Origin of the sequence: Deinococcus aquiradiocola (assembly GCF_014646915.1) — a bacterium.
In the GTDB taxonomy this organism is placed as follows: Bacteria; Deinococcota; Deinococci; order Deinococcales; family Deinococcaceae; genus Deinococcus; species Deinococcus aquiradiocola.
The window spans coordinates 1-14756 of the sequence record NZ_BMOE01000009.1; the positions used below are offsets into that span (position 1 = coordinate 1).

At 70.4% G+C, this 14756-nt stretch carries 14 protein-coding genes and 1 rRNA gene; 5 read left to right on the top strand and 10 right to left on the bottom strand.

All coding sequences use genetic code 11. The annotated features are described in order from the left end of the window. From IEY33_RS12680 to IEY33_RS12695, 4 genes are all read left to right on the top strand, one after another. Positions 1–97: ribosomal RNA gene (locus tag IEY33_RS12680) — 16S ribosomal RNA — on the top strand; the annotation flags it as partial. Between the two features lie 137 nt (positions 98–234). Beyond that, complete coding sequence (locus IEY33_RS12685; protein ID WP_188963801.1) at positions 235–2514, top strand: RelA/SpoT family protein; 2280 nt, start codon at positions 235–237, stop codon at positions 2512–2514. A 113-nt stretch (positions 2515–2627) separates the two neighbouring features. Next, positions 2628–3500 (top strand): PH domain-containing protein, encoded by an 873-nt coding sequence (locus IEY33_RS12690; protein ID WP_188963657.1) that lies wholly within the window; start codon positions 2628–2630, stop codon positions 3498–3500. Continuing rightward, positions 3497–4489: a hypothetical protein gene (locus IEY33_RS12695; protein ID WP_229670996.1), complete on the top strand. Its 993-nt coding sequence runs from the start codon at positions 3497–3499 to the stop codon at positions 4487–4489. The genes IEY33_RS12690 and IEY33_RS12695 overlap by 4 nt, the downstream gene beginning before the upstream one ends. Before the next feature lie 11 nt (positions 4490–4500). Here IEY33_RS12695 and IEY33_RS12700 read toward each other — a convergent pair whose 3' ends face one another. From IEY33_RS12700 to rplM, 3 genes are all read right to left on the bottom strand, one after another. After that, a complete protein-coding gene (locus IEY33_RS12700; protein ID WP_188963658.1) occupies positions 4501–5217 on the bottom strand; it encodes a YqjF family protein in 717 nt (238 codons plus the stop codon). A gap of 87 nt (positions 5218–5304) precedes the next feature. Beyond that, a complete protein-coding gene (gene rpsI / locus IEY33_RS12705; RefSeq protein WP_188963659.1) occupies positions 5305–5697 on the bottom strand; it encodes a 30S ribosomal protein S9 in 393 nt (130 codons plus the stop codon). After that, positions 5697–6128 (bottom strand): 50S ribosomal protein L13, encoded by a 432-nt coding sequence (gene rplM / locus IEY33_RS12710; protein ID WP_188963660.1) that lies wholly within the window; start codon positions 6126–6128, stop codon positions 5697–5699. The genes rpsI and rplM overlap by 1 nt, the downstream gene beginning before the upstream one ends. A 273-nt stretch (positions 6129–6401) precedes the next feature. On the opposite strand from rplM, the gene IEY33_RS12715 reads away from it, so the two are divergent. Continuing rightward, entirely contained in the window at positions 6402–6959 is a 558-nt protein-coding gene (locus IEY33_RS12715; RefSeq protein ID WP_188963661.1) for an endonuclease dU, read from the top strand. Positions 6960–7347: 388 nt separating this feature from the next. Here the strand turns inward: IEY33_RS12715 and IEY33_RS12720 are convergent, their stop codons facing one another. The 7 genes from IEY33_RS12720 to IEY33_RS12750 form a co-directional block, all read right to left on the bottom strand. Then, complete coding sequence (locus IEY33_RS12720; protein WP_188963662.1) at positions 7348–7839, bottom strand: GNAT family N-acetyltransferase; 492 nt, start codon at positions 7837–7839, stop codon at positions 7348–7350. Beyond that, positions 7836–8267, bottom strand: a complete 432-nt coding sequence (gene aroQ, locus IEY33_RS12725; protein ID WP_188963663.1) for a type II 3-dehydroquinate dehydratase — start codon at positions 8265–8267, stop codon at positions 7836–7838. Before aroQ ends, IEY33_RS12720 begins: the two co-directional genes overlap by 4 nt. 46 nt (positions 8268–8313) lie before the next feature. Beyond that, positions 8314–9363, bottom strand: a complete 1050-nt coding sequence (gene aroB, locus IEY33_RS12730) for a 3-dehydroquinate synthase (protein ID WP_188963664.1) — start codon at positions 9361–9363, stop codon at positions 8314–8316. Further along, the gene (locus IEY33_RS12735) at positions 9350–9955 is read right to left on the bottom strand and encodes a shikimate kinase (protein WP_188963665.1); all 606 of its coding nucleotides are present in this window, start codon (positions 9953–9955) and stop codon (positions 9350–9352) included. Before IEY33_RS12735 ends, aroB begins: the two co-directional genes overlap by 14 nt. A gap of 128 nt (positions 9956–10083) precedes the next feature. Continuing rightward, on the bottom strand, positions 10084–11232 hold the full coding sequence (gene aroC / locus IEY33_RS12740; protein WP_188963666.1) for a chorismate synthase: 1149 nt from the start codon (positions 11230–11232) through the stop codon (positions 10084–10086). Positions 11233–11354: 122 nt separating this feature from the next. Next, entirely contained in the window at positions 11355–13397 is a 2043-nt protein-coding gene (locus IEY33_RS12745) for a secretin N-terminal domain-containing protein (protein WP_188963667.1), read from the bottom strand. 3 nt (positions 13398–13400) lie between these two features. Further along, complete coding sequence (locus IEY33_RS12750) at positions 13401–14753, bottom strand: hypothetical protein (RefSeq protein ID WP_188963668.1); 1353 nt, start codon at positions 14751–14753, stop codon at positions 13401–13403. Positions 14754–14756: the final 3 nt, after the last annotated feature.

A 14756-nucleotide genomic window follows, 5' to 3' on the forward strand; every position in this document is an offset into this window, starting at 1 on the left:
GGGAGCCGAAAGGCAGGCGTCTAGACTGTGGTCGATGACTGGGGTGAAGTCGTAACAAGGTAACTGTACCGGAAGGTGCGGTTGGATCACCTCCTTTCTATAGGTCACGTCAGTTTCACCAGTTCAAACGCATGCGTTTTCAGAGCTGCACATCGGTTTCCGGTGTGCAGCTCTTTTGTCGTGCATGGACTACTTTCATGTGCAGCTTTCCTGTATCCTTTCCGGATGCACGGTATGGAGGCCCTCCGCCCACTCATCGCTGAACGCAGCCCCGAGGAACGCGCCCGCATCGAGTCCGCCTACGAGTTCGCGCGCGACGCGCACGCCGGTGTGGCCCGCAAGAGCGGCGAGCCGTACATCACGCACCCGGTCGCCGTGGCGTACATCCTCGCGGAACTCGGCATGGATTCCGACTCGGTCATCGCGGGCCTGCTGCACGACACCGTCGAGGACACCACCGTCACCCTCGAAGACGTCGAGAAGCGCTTCGGGACGGACGTGCGCCGCATCGTGGAAGGCGAAACCAAGGTCAGCAAGCTCGCCAAGGTCGCCAAGGCCCAGGACCCGGACCGCACCCTGAGCGACGAGCAGTCCGAGAACATGCGCAAGCTCCTGATCGCCATGACGAGCGACATCCGCATCATCATCGTGAAACTCGCGGACCGCCTGCACAACATGCGCACGCTCGGCAGCATGAGCCCCGTCAAACAGCAGCGCATCGCGCGCGAAACGATGGAGATCTTCGCGCCGCTCGCGCACCGCCTCGGCATCGGGCAGGTCAAGTGGGAACTGGAAGACCTCAGCTTCCGGTACCTGGAACCCGACGCGTACCGCGACCTGCAGACGCGCCTCCGCACCCGCCAGGAGGAGCGCGAGGAACACATCCGCAGCGCCCTCGCCGAGATGCGCGAATCGCTGCAGGAGGACCTCGAGCTCGAGGAATGGGTGGACGACATCAACGTGTCGGGCCGCAGCAAGCATCTCTGGAGCATCTACAGCAAGATGCAGAAGGAAGGCAAGGCCCTCGAACAGATCTTCGACCTGCTCGCCATCCGCGTCATCCTCACGCCGCGCCCGCTGCTGCAGCCGGACGGCAAGCCCCGCGACCCCCGCAAACAGGAACGGGCCGAGGAAGTCCGCGAGAAACGCGTCTGCTACCACTCGCTGTCCATCGTGCACAGCATGTGGACCCCCATCCCCGGACGCTTCAAGGACTACATCGCCGTCCCCAAGCCCAACGGGTACCAGAGCCTGCACACCACCGTCATCAGCCCCAGCGGCCAGCCGGTCGAGGTGCAGATCCGCTCGCGCCGCATGCACGAGGTCGCGGAGTTCGGCGTGGCCGCCCACTGGATGTACAAGCAGGGCGAACGCCTCGGCGACCGGCAGAAGGAAGGCTGGCTGCAGCGCCTGCAGCAGCTGCAGCACGAGATCCTCGACGCGTCGGACTTCGTGGACGCCGTCAAGGACGACCTGCTCGGCGGGCGCGTCGTGGTGTTCACGCCGCGCGGCGACACCCGCGACCTCCCCAGCGGCAGCACCCCCATCGACTTCGCGTACAACGTCCACTCCCGTATCGGGGACACCGCGACGGGCGCGCGCGTGAACGGCAGCATCGTGCCGCTCAGCTACAAACTCCAGAACGGCGACATGGTCGAGATCGTGACCATCAAGAACGGCTCGCCCAGCAAGGACTGGCTGAGTTTCGCCGTCACCCGCAGCGCCCGCACCAAGATCCGGCACCACTTCCGCGCCGAGGAACGCAGCGAGGCCCTCACGCACGGCCACGACCTGCTGGAACGCTACCTCCGCAAACGCCAGCTGCCGGTCCGGCAACTCATGCGCACCAAACTGCTGGAGGACGTGGCCGACAAACTCACCGGGAACCGCAACCCCGACGACCTGTACCTCGCGCTGCACGCCGGGAAACTCACGACCGGCACCGTCGCCCGCGCCCTCGCCCCGCAGCTGGAACAGGAACGCACGCCCGTCCGTCCCCCACGTCCCGCGCCCACGAGGCCCCTGCAGGACGGTCAGGTGTACGTGGAAGGCACCCTCACGCCCGCCAAGCGCGCCATGTGCTGCAACCCCATCGCGGGCGACCAGATCATGGCGTACGTCACGCGCGGCCGGGGCTACACCATCCACCGCATCGACTGCCCGAACATGGTGCGCCTGCTGAAGGACGAACCCGAGGACCGCTGCCGCCCCGCCTCCTGGAACCCCAGCGCGGCCGGGCACAGCACCGTCGAACTGGACGTGGTCGCCGCCGACCGCTCCGGTCTGCTCGCGGACGTGCTGGCCGTCCTCGTCGCGCAGAGCCGCAGCCCCCTCAAGATCGAGGCGGGCGTGCGCGGCCCGCGCGCCCACATCCTGCTGCGCCTGGAAGTGGGCGGTCAGCTCGACCTGTCCTACCTGGCGGACGCCATCAAGGCCGTCGAGGGCGTGCAGGACGTCCTGCGGGTCGGCAACAAGAACGGCCGCAGCATCCCCAGCGAGGCGCGGCTGCGCTGAACAATCCCCGACGTCGCGCGGCCCGCTGAACGGCGAGGTCGCGCGTGCCGTTCAGCGCCACGCACCGCCCGGATCTTCGACAACTCTTGACCGAAAGGGACTACCATCTGAAGATGACGGCCCCCACCGACCTCGTCCGCGTTCCCGTGGCCCCGGCCTTCACGCGCCGCGCCACCTGGCCCCTGCTGCGTGCCCTGGGGGCCGCCCTGCTCGTGCTGCTGGGCGTGCTGCTGGTGGTGCCGCCCCTGCTCGGCTACCCGCGCTACGAGGTGCGCGGCGGGACGCTCACCGTCCGCAGCCTCGCCACGCACCGCATCCTCCCGGCGAGCACGCCCGCGCAGCGCGTCACACTGCCGCCCCTCACGCGCGCCATGGGCACGCGCGCGGTCGGGCGGGACGGCACCGGGACGTGCGTGGGCCGCTTCCGTGACGCGTCCGGGCAGCGGTACGAGCTGTACACCGACTGCTCGGCGGACGCCCTGGTGTTCCGCGTGCCGGGCCGCCCGCTGCTCGCGGTCACGCCGGACGACCCGGCCGCGTTCCTCGCTGCCCTGCAGAACGGCGGGACCGGCACCTTCGGGACGCCCCGGCACGGCGTCCCGCCGGGCAGCTGGCTGGGCGCGCTGCCGCTGTTCGTGCTGGCCGCCCTGCTGCTGTGGCCATGGCCACCCCTGCAGTACCGCCTGACGCCGGACGCGCTGGAGGTCCGCCGCCGCCTGGGCGTGGACCGCCTCCCGTACGCGGGCCTGAGCGTCCGGCCCGCCCGCAGCCGCCTCGGGGTGCGGCTCGTCGGGACGGGCCTGCCCGGCTACCACACCGGCCTGTACGCCACGGCCGACGGGCAGGTGATGGCGGTCGCCACCTCCACCCGCGCGCCCGGCCTGCTTCTCACGAGCGGGCACGCCACGTACTACCTGACGCCCGCCGACCCGCACGCCCTGACGGCCGAACTGCGCGCGCGGGGCGCTACACTCCTGAACGAGTGAACCCCTCCGTCCTGTACCTCCTGCCGGACCTCGGCGACCTGCTGCGCCTGCAGCCGCAGTACAACGCCGCCACCCTCGTCGAACTGACTCGCGCGCTGCCGCCCGGCCCGCCGCACGCGCCGCACGTGCTGTGGCTGACCGGCCCGGACCCCGACCACCCGGCCCGCGACGCCTTCGCGGCCGCCGGGACCGAAGTGAGCGACCTGAGCCCCGACTGGACCTGGGCGCACGCGGAACACGACGCCCTGAAGGGCTTCATGAAGCAGTACCCGCAGGGGCAGGAGCGACTGCGGCGCGCCGCGCACGCCGAACAGGATCTGCAGGCCCTGCTGGGCGGGCCGCTCACGCTGGAGTCCCTCACCTCGGCCCGCACGCAGGATGGGATACGCGCGTACCACGCGGCCCTGCAGGACGCGCTGGACGAGGGGCCCGGCACGCGCTGGCACGCCCGCCGCCTCGACACGCTCGCCCGCACCCTGCAGGACCGGACCGGCGTGGCGCTCGCGGCGCTCGACGACCTGCCGGACCTCCTCGACCGCCTTCCGCACGCCGCCCTGCCAGACCCGGCCACCTTCCAGCCCGGCGAGGCGTCCAGGCGGCGGGCACTGGCCGACCGCGCCCTGCTGCTGGACGAGCATGATGACCTCATGGCCCTGCTCGGCGCACTGGAACGCGAGCCGGGCGACCGCGTCACGCCCGCCGCCGAACTGCGGTACGCCGCCGCGAACATCCACCTCGCGGTCGGCGACCTGCCTGCCGCCCGCACCCACCTGGAGAGCGCCGCGCACGCCCTCACGGACGAACGCAGCCTGCCGGGCCTGGTGCTCGCCCGCCTCGGACAGGTGCGCGACGCGCAGGGCGAACGCGACCTCGCCACCCGCACCTACCGCGCCGTGCTGGCCCTCACGTACGCCCCGCAGGCCGCCCGTGACGCCGCCCTCGCGGGACTGGACGCCCCCTTCACGCTCGACCTCACGCCCCGCCCCTGAACGGCCCCCCGTCAGGCGCGCACGATCGGCCAGGCGTGCACGTCCAGCCGTTCCGAGTACAGCAGGTGCGGCTCGCCCTCCAGCCGCACGCCGATCTGCTCGGCCATGGTGTTCACGCCCAGGGTCGCCTCCGCCCCCTGCAGCGGCCACGGCCCGTGATGAATGTCGCCCCGGAACACGCGCCCCCGCCCGTCCGCGCTGAACAGCGCGTACCGGCTGGTCAGCCAGTCCTCCAGTGACCCGGGCCGCGCCGTGAACACCTCGCCCACCGGGCGGTACGCGGCCCCGAACCGGGCGGGCGGCGCGCCCACATGCGTCCGGGCGCTCGCGTACGCGATCACGTCTCCCTCGCGGCGCGTCCACATGCGCGCGTCCATGTACGGCAGGTGAAAGAACGTCCGCGCGAGCCGCACGCCGATCTTCTGCGCGGCGTCCAGACTGAAGAACCACACGCCCGGCACGCCGTTCACCGTCACGTACGTCCGCAGGTTCAGTTCCGGGAACGCGGACAGGCCCGGCACGTCGAAGGTGAACCTCGGGTGGATGCCTTCCATCCGGAACGGCACCACGCCCAGGTACGCCCTGCCGTCCCAGGTGTCGAGCGTCACGCCGTCCGGCAGGGCGCGCGCCACCACGTCCGCGTCCACTGCCCAGTGCATGAAGCACAGTTCCAGCCACCGCATCTGCAGTACCCACGGACGATCAGGGACAGGGAAGGAACGCGTCATGGCCGCCAGTGTACCCGCCCGCGCCCAGGTGAGCGGTAACAAAAACCCCCCACACGTGGTGGGGGGTTCGGGGAACGCGTGCCGGGTTCAGCGCTTGCTGAACTGAGGCGCGCGGCGCGCCTTCTTGAGGCCGAACTTCTTGCGTTCGACTTCGCGGGGGTCGCGGGTCAGCAGGCCCTTGGGCTTCATCTGCACGCGGTAGTCGGGGTTGACCTTCAGCAGCGCGCGGGCGATGCCGAGCTTGATCGCGTCGGCCTGACCGGTCGGGCCACCGCCGACGACCGTGATCACGGCGTCGTAACGGCCGGCCGTGCCGGTCTCACGGAAGGCGGCGAGCGCCTGAACCGCACGGAACACGCCACGGAAGTAGCTCTGGAATTCCTTGCCGTTCACGACGATCTTGCCTTCGCCAGGGCGCAGGAAGACGCGCGCCACGGCGGTCTTGCGGCGGCCGGTGCCGTAGTACTGTTCCATGGCCATTATTTGATCTCCAGTGCTTTGGGAGCCTGAGCGGTGTGGGGGTGCTGCGTGCCGGGGTAGACCTTCAGACGGGTGTGCAGTGCACGGCCCAGACGGCCCTTCGGCAGCATGCCGAACACGGCGTGCTCGATGACGCGCTCCGGGTGCTTGTCCAGCGCCACGCGGGCGGTCTCCTTCTTCAGGCCACCCTGGTAGCCGGTGTAGCGGGTGTACACCTTCTGGTCCAGCTTCTTGCCGGTCAGGGCGACCTTCTCGGCGTTGATGACGACCACGAAGTCACCCATGGCGATGTTCGGGGTGAAGTCAGGACGGTGCTTGCCACGGATGTGCGAAGCGACGACGGTGGCGAGGCGGCCGAGCGGAACGCCCGCCGCGTCTACCACGACCCAGGTCTGGTCCTGGGGGTCAATAACAGGGGTGTAGGTTTTCACCGTAGTACTCCAATACTTTGGGGGATTTGGTCTGTTGCCCGCCGTCGCGACTTGGGGGAAGGTGCGGCGCGTGCCCCGGAAACCACCCGGCTGTCCCGGTCCTACCAGACACAAGACACTAAAAGCAAGTGTAGCAGAACACGGCCCCGAACGGCAACAACGCCGCCCCGCACGCCCCACCCAGGCGCACTTCCCGCAGATCCAGCGTTTCACCCGCCCGCCCGGACGGCGTCCTGCAAACCCCACATTCCACGCCGCGCCGTACCCTGAAGCATGCCTCACGTTCACGCCATCGGCTTCGACGACACGCCCTTCCCGCAGGACCACCGGGGCGACGTGCGCGTGATCGGCACCGTGTACGCCCGCCACGCCCTGCACGCCGTCCTGAGCGGCAAGGTCAGACGCGACGGCCGCAACAGCACCGACGAACTCACCCGCCTCACCCTCCTCGCCGGCACGCACCTGCAGCTCGTGCTGCTGCAGGGCATCGCCGTCGCGGGCTTCAACGTCATTGACATCCACCGCCTGCACCGCCAGACGGGCCTGCCGGTCCTCGTCGTGGCCCGCAGACGCCCGGACCTCCACCGCATCGAGGCCGCCCTGCTCGGCCGGGTGCCGGGCGGACGGCAGAAGTGGAAGCTGATCCAGGCGGCAGGCGAGATGGAACCGTGCGGCGGCGTGTACGTCCAGCGCGCCGGACTGACCCCCGAAGAAGCCGGGGCCGCCCTGACGGCACTCACGGTCGAAGGCCGCCTGCCGGAACCGCTGCGCGCCGCCCACCTCGTCGCGGGCGGCATCACCAGAGGACACAGCGCGGGACAGCGGGCCTAGAGGGTCGGGGTTCAGCGTGCCCCGGGGAGATCCAGATGCCCCAGACCGCCAGCTGTTCATCCGAGATGCCTGCCTGATCGTGAGCGGCCCAGAAGTCCGGCAGCATCGCCCGTGATTGCTGCCGAGCAAAGGCCACCACCCGGTCACCCTCGCGCCACGACTCACCGGACAGGTCGTCCCCGCGCTGCAGCCAGTCGGCGCGCCGCCCGTATGCGGGAATCACGATCCACACCAGCGGGCGCGCGATCTGAACTTCCTCGGCAGACTGGGCGGACCCCAGAGTGCCAGACGAAAGGAGCCGCTTCACTGAGCCCAGATTGAGCTCACCTGCTGGCGTTCAGCCGGGCGGAACGCGAAGCCGCCGCCCGGCCGCGAGCACCGTACCGTATCAGCTGCCCCGCTCCGGGTGCGGCTGGCGGGTGTTCGCCTCCCCGAAATCGATCTCGAAGAACCGGAACCCCTCCTGCACCTCCTCGCCCGGCGTGTACCCCATCGCCACGTAGGCGGGTGTGGCTTCACGCAGGTTGGCGTACCAGAAGACGTACCGCAGTCCCCTCGTGCCCGCCCAGGCTTCGGCGGCCCGCATGAGGGTGCGCCCGACGCCACGGCGCCGGACCGTGGGCGCGGTGTAGAGGTCGTGCAGCTTGGCGGTCCGGTGCGTGTCGCCGCTGCGCAGGTGCGGCCCGAACTCCTGCAGCGCTGAGTACCCCAGCAGGCGCGGCCCTTCAAAGGCGCCCAGCAGGCCCCAGTCGGGACGCCCACAGAACGCCGCGAACCGTTCCGGCAGGGCCGCCTCGTCCTTCACGAAGCCCATGTCGAGCAGCATCGGGCACGCCTGATCGGCGTCGGCGGGCGTCAGGGGGCGGACGTGGACGGTCACGCCTGCAGGTCGTTCAGGTACTCCATGGCGAAGCGGTATCCGGCCCAGCCGAGACCGGAGATCTTGCCTCTGCACACGGCGGCCGTGACGGACCTGTGCCGGAATTCCTCGCGGGCGTCCACGTTGCTGATGTGGACTTCCACGACGGGGAGCGTCTGTCCGGCCACAGCGTCCCGCAGGGCGTAACTGTAGTGCGTCAGGGCGCCGGGGTTCATGACGATGCCGGTGAAGCCCTGCCCTTCGGCCTGCTGCACCCATTCGAGGAGCTGCCCCTCGAAGTTGCTCTGGTGACAGGTGACGCTCAGGCCGAGCTCCGCGCCCCACTCCTCACACTGGCGTTCCAGGTCTTCGAGGGTGCCGCTGCCGTAGATGCCGGGTTCGCGTTTGCCGAGCAGGTTGAGGTTGGGGCCGTTCAGGATCAGGAGCATGCGGGACCTCGGCGGGAGTGTCGGGGGAGCGGCGGGTGGGCGCGGTTCAGGCGTGTGCGGGCGTCACTTCGGCCTGCCACGTCCCGAAGACGCGGCGGAGCGTGTCGTCCGGGACGCGCGTCAGGTAGGGCCGGGCGAGGTCGTGCAGCAGCACGAAGCGCACGCCGTGACTGTCGGCCTTCTTGTCGCGCGCCATGTAGGCGTTCAGGTCGTCGAAGTTCAGGTGGGGGAGGGCGCGCGGCTGCTGCCACGCCAGGAACGCGCGGGTGTGCGGCGTGAGGTCCGTGCCGCCGAGTTCGCGGGACAGCAGGGCCGCGTAATGCATGCCGTACCCGACGGCGTCGCCGTGCGAGATGCCGTGCTGCGTGACGGCCTCGATGGCGTGCGCGAGCGTGTGCCCGAAGTTCAGGTACGCGCGTTCGCCCTGCTCGGTCAGGTCGCGCGTGACGACGCCCGCCTTGACGGCGATGGCGTCCGAGAGCGTCTGCGTGAAGGTCGAGTGCGCCGCGTGGAAGTCCGGGGACAGCACCCGGCCGAGCAGGGTGGGGTCCGAGATCAGGCCGTGCTTGAACGCCTCGGCGGCCCCCTCGCGGAACACGGCGGGCGGCAGGGTGAGCAGCACGGTGGGGTCGCACCACACGGCGCTCGGCGGCCAGAACGCCCCGACGAGGTTCTTGCCTTCCGGCAGGTTCACGCCAGTCTTGCCGCCCACTGCGGCGTCCACCATGCCGAGCAGCGTGGTGGGCGCACTGTAGTACGCCACGCCGCGCAGGTACGTGGCGGCCGCGAAGCCCGCGAGGTCCGTGGTCGCGCCGCCGCCCAGCCCGATCACGGCCGAGTCGCGCGGCAGGTTCGCGGCCGCGAGGCGCGACAGGACGCCGCTCAGCACGTCCAGCGTCTTGCAGGCGTCCCCGGCGGGCACCGTGACGGTCACCTCCGGGGTCAGGGCGGCCCGTGCGCGCGTGACGGCCGCGTCCGGCAGGCCCGCGTCCACGATCAGCGCGGTCCGGGTGTGAGGGACGCGCGCCGCGTCGAGCGCGCCGTCCTGCACCGTCACCGTGTACGGCACCTGCCCGCCCACCTCAATCCGTGGCACGTTCACCCTCCGCCGGACCGTCCGTCACGCCCGCGAACGCGCCCTCGTACACGGCCTCCTGGTAATTCCAGAGGCGTTCGATGATCTCTTCCACGATCTCCTCGGAGGGGCGGCCGTCGCTGTTGACGTGAATGGTGCCCTGCCGGTACGCGTTCTCGCGTTCATTCATGAGCGCCTCGATGCGGCCCAGCGGGTCCGGCGTGTGCAGCAGCGGCCGGTCAGAATTCCGGGTGCGTGCCAGAATCGTCTCCGGCGTCGCCCACAGCACCACCACCGGCCCGCGCGACAGCAGCACCCGGCGGTTCTCCTCGTGCACGAACGTCCCGCCGCCCAGCGACACGACCGCGTAGTCGAGGCGCGTCACGCGCTGCACCACCTCGCCCTCGCACGCCCGGAAGTACCCCTCGCCCTCGTGCGCGAACACCTCCGGGATGCTCTTCCCGACCACCCGCGTGATGAGCTTGTCGGTGTCCACGAAGTGCAGGGCCAGCGCGCGCGACAGTTCCCACCCGATGCGGCTCTTCCCGGTCCCCATGAAGCCCGCCAGTGCCACCCACGACACGGGCCGTTCAATGAGTCCGGAAGCATTCATAGCGAGCAGTCTAGACGATGACCCCGCCCCCAAATGCGAATCTGTGAAGGAAGCCGGAGCGGCAGCGGCGTCCGCGGACTCCGCCAGCGCCTCCGCCAACCCCAGCTCCAGCGCGTCCGGCCGCACGCTCAGTACGCTTGCTCGTACGCGCGGGCCGCCGCGACCCGCTCCTGCAGCTCCGGCAGGGTGTCGCCACCGAACTTCTCCAGCATCGCGTCCGCCAGCACCCAGCCGATGATCGTCTGCAGGATCACGCCCGCCGCCGGGACGGCCGTCGTGTCGGACCGCTCGCGCGCCGCGTCCGATGCCTCGTGCGTCATGACGTTCACGGTCGGCAGGGGCGTCATCAGGGTCGCGATGGGCTTCATCGCCACCCGCACGATCAGCTCCTCGCCGTTCGTCATGCCGGCCTCCAGGCCACCCGCGCGGTTCGTGTCGCGCACGTACGTGCTGTCCCGGTACGCGATCGCGTCATGCACGGCACTCCCGGGAACGCGCGCCTGATCGAAGGCCCGCCCGATCTCCACGCCCTTCATCGCCTGCAGACTCATGCACACCTGCGCGATGCGCCCGTCCAGCTTGCGGTCGTAATGCGCGAAGCTCCCCAGCCCCACCGGCAGGCCCCGGAAGCGCACCTCCAGAATCCCGCCCAGCGTGTCGCCCGCCACCTTCGCCGCGTCGATCCGCTCGCGCATGCGCGCCGCCGCGTCCGCGTCCGGCGTGCGCAGGTCATTCTCCTCGATGGCGTCCAGCCGGTCCCAGTCGAAGCCCTCGGCCGCCTCGATCCCGCCGAGACTCACCACGTGGTTCGCGCCCTGCACGCCCAGCTCCGACAGCAGCTTCAGCGCCACGCTGCCCACCGCGACGCGCGCCGCCGTCTCCCGCGCCGACGCGCGCTCCAGCACGTCTCGCAGGTCCTTGTGCCGGTACTTGATGCCGCCCGCCAGGTCCGCGTGCCCCGGACGCGCGTCTGTCAGGGCCTTCTTGCGCGGCTCGCCGCCCGGTTCCGGCGACATGATCTCCGTCCAGTTGCGGTGATCCCTGTTCGGAATGACCAGCGTGACGGGCGCGCCCGTCGTGCGGCCCGCCCGCACGCCGCTCATGATCTGCGCCTCGTCCGTCTCGATCACCATGCGCCGCCCACGCCCGTACCCGCCCTGACGCTTGCGCAGCCACGGGTCGATGTCGGCCTTCCCGAGCGGCAGTTGCGAGGGCAGACCCTCGATGATGGCCGTCAATTGCGGGCCGTGCGATTCTCCAGCGGTCAGAAACCTCATACCGCGATGCTAGCAGGGCCGCCCACCGCGCGCCGCGGGCCTGAATAGAGGGGAACGACCCCCAGACGAACGGGTGGGGGCAGCCCGCGCCGCCCCCACCCGACCGGTCCCGCGAACGGCGCTTACTGCACCACGGTGCCGGTGATCACCACGAGCAGCTGCGAGCGGTCGTTGGTGCTGCTCTGCTTGCCGAACAGCGAGCCGATCACGGGAATGCTCGACAGGAACGGCAGGCCGGTGGTGGTCGTCGTCTGGTTGGTGCCGAGCAGGCCGCTGAGCAGCACCGTCTCGCCGGACTTGAAGGTGATGGTCGTCTGCGCCTCGCTGTTCGAGAAGTCCAGCAGGTTCGGCAGGGTACTGCCGGTGATGGCCGTCTTGGGCTGGTTGACCACGCCCTTCACGCGCACCGTGATGCTGCCGTCGGGCGCCACCTGCGGGTTGTAGAAATCGATCGTGACGCCGTAATCGATCTGCCGCTGAATGGCCGGAACGTTGGCCGCCTGGGAGGGAATGTTCAGCTCCAGACGCCCACCGCTCTGCAGGTGGGCCGCCGCACCGCTCGACGCGTTCTGGCTGTCGGTGCTGTTGTTCAGGGAACGCTGACCGCTCTGCATGGTCACCGTGCCGTCGTACACGCGCTTCGTCATGCCCTGCTGCTCGAGGGCGTTGAGGGTGGCGCCCAGGTTGAAGCCCACCAGCGACTGCGTCGGGTCGAAGATGGCCTTCACGCCGCTGCTCGCCACGTTCACGATGAAGTTCCCGAAGCCCGCCTTCCAGTCCACGCCCAGGCTGCGCGACGCCGACTCGGTGATCTCCTGAATGCGGACCTGGACGTTCACCTGCGGGACGCGCACGTCGAGGCTCGGGATGATCTGCGCGATCTGATCCACCTGCGCCTGCGTGCCGCGCACGATGATGGTGTTCGTGCGCTTGTCCGCGATGATGGTCGCCTGAGGCGTGCTGGCCTGCGTGGACGCCGTGCCCGACGCGGTGCCTGTGGCCGTGCTCCCGGTGGTGCCGGGCACCTGGATCACGGTCGTCCCGTCCGCCTGCGTGACCGGCGCGCCGCCACTCACCAGACCGGTGGTCGTGCCGAGCGTGCGTTGCAGCGTGCCGTCCAGCACCGTCTTGAGTTCCTCGGCGCTCGCGTTCGTGAGCGCGAAGACCTTCTGCACGATGGTCGGCCCGTTCACCGTCACGACCGGCGTGGGCTTGTCCACGCTGCCGAGCAGGTTCAGGGCCGCGTCCAGCTGGTTCTGCGCGCCCGTGATCACGAGCTGCCCCGTCTGCCCGACCGCCGTGACCTTCAGGTTCGGGTACTGCGCGGCGAGCAGCGCCACGATGTCCGCCTGCTGGCCCTTCACGGGGTACACGCGCTGCACGGTCTGGCTGCCGTCCCCGCCGCCCGTGGCGGCCGTCGCGACCTGCTGGTCGAGCTGCGACGCGAGGCGCTGCACGTCCGCCACCTCACGGTTCGTGCCGCGCACGATCAGCGCGTTCGTGCGTGCGTCCGCCACGATGCGCAGCGTCGGCGAGTCGATCTTCACGTCCGACAGGGTGCGCGTCACACCGGTCGTGTTGCCCTGCGCGTCCTTCTGCGGCGTCTCGGTGTACGTGGGCGTCCCGAAGAACAGCTTCACCTGATTCACGGCGTCCACCGCGTTCGCGTTCTTCAGGGCGATGACGCGCTGGATGGGGTTCGCGCTGATCCGCAGCACCTGCGTCGGACCGACCTGCACCACCTCGTAACTCAGGCCGTAGATGTCCATCAGCAGCGGCCACACCTGATTGAAGGGCGTGTTCCGGAAGTTGTACACCACCGGTTTCGTCGTGGCGGTCGGCGTGGTGGCCGTGCCGGTCCCGGCGGTGGTGGCGGGCGCGGTGGCGGTGCTCGCGCTCGACGCGGCACTCAGGCCGTCCACGTCCGTGTCGAAGATCACGTCGTAGCCCGCCGACTTGGCGACCGCCGCCAGCAGCGACGAGAGCGGACCGCTGTACGTGCCGATCTCCAGGCTGACGTTCGCGGCCGCGAGGCGCGGATCGGCACTCTGCGTGCTGCTGGCCGTGCTGGTCGTGGGGGCGGGGGTGGACTGGGCGAGCGCACCGGGTACGCTGGCCAGACCGAGCGAGGCGGTCATCAGGAGGGTCAGGCTACGGTTCTTCATGGCTCACCTTTTGTCGAGTTCGAGAATCTTGGAATCATTGCCCAGGCTGAGGGTCGCGCTGGTCGCCGTGACCTCTTTCAGGGTCACGTTGCTGTCCGGGAGGGTCTGACCGGTCGTGACGACCACGAAGCCCTTGTCCGTCTTGAAGATCGCGGTGTTCACCGGGCCGAGCACGACTGCGTTGAAGACCAGCGAGCGGCTCTGCACCAGCGTGTCGAGCGCGCTGACCGGCGCCGTGACGGGCGCGTTGGCCGACCCGTACTGCGTGATGACGCTCGGCTGTCCGGCCGGGACGACTGCCGCACCGCCCGCGTTCGCGGCGCTGCCGGTGGCGTTGCCGCCTGCCGTCGTGCCACCCGCCGTGGTGCTGGTGCTTCCTGCCAACGTGCCGCCCAGCGGAATGCTGCTCAGGGCGGGCGTCGTCAGGCCGGGCGTGATGGTTCCCGCTGCCGGGGGCGGGGTGAGCGTGGCCGCCGCACCGGTCCCGGTCGTGCCGGAGCCCGTGGTGCCGGAACCCGTCGCCGTGCCGCCCGAGGTGGGCAGACCGGTCGGGGAGACGTTCGGCAGCGGAATCGCGCCGCCGTTCCCCAGACCGCTCCCGGTGCTGCCCGGCAGGGCCGAACTGCCCCCGGACAGGCTGACGCCGCCGCTGTTCACGCCGGCCAGCGGCACGTTCGGGAGCGGTACGGCGCCCGCACTGCTCAGACTGGGCGTGCTGCTCGGCACGGGCGTACTCGCCACCGGGGTCGGTGTGCTGCTCTGGGTGGGCGTGCTGCTCGGCACGCCCGCCGTCTGACCGACCGCCTCCGTCACCTTGAGCGGCTGGAAGGGGTTGCTGGTCGGCACGGCCGCCAGCGGGTCCGCCGGATTGATGCCTGCCGGTGCGCCGTCGGCAGTTCCGCTGCCGGTGGTGCCGGACGCGCTGCCTTCCGGGTTCAGGAACGGCACCTCCGCGACGTCCACGCCGCCCGCACCGCTCTGCGCGGTGCTGACGCCTGTTCCTGTCGTTGCTGCGGGCGGCGTCACGCTGCCCGTGCCGGGCGTCACGCCAGGCACGACCGTGGTGCCGGGGGGTGTGGGCGCGGGCGTGCCTGCCGTTCCGGTCGTCGTGCCTCCGGTGCTGCCGGTGCCGGGCGTTCCGGGCGTCACGGCACCGGACGTGCCGCTCGCTGCTGGCGGCGTGACGGCCGTGTCCACCGCAGGCGTTCCCGCTCCGCTGAACACGTACCAGCCGCCCACCGCGGCACCCAGCGCCAGGACACCCAGCAGGATCTTCATCTCACGCGACAGCTGGAACCGGCCGCGTTCCTCGGAGGTCGGCGTGATGGCCGAGGTGTCCACCGGCGGTTTTTCCATGGG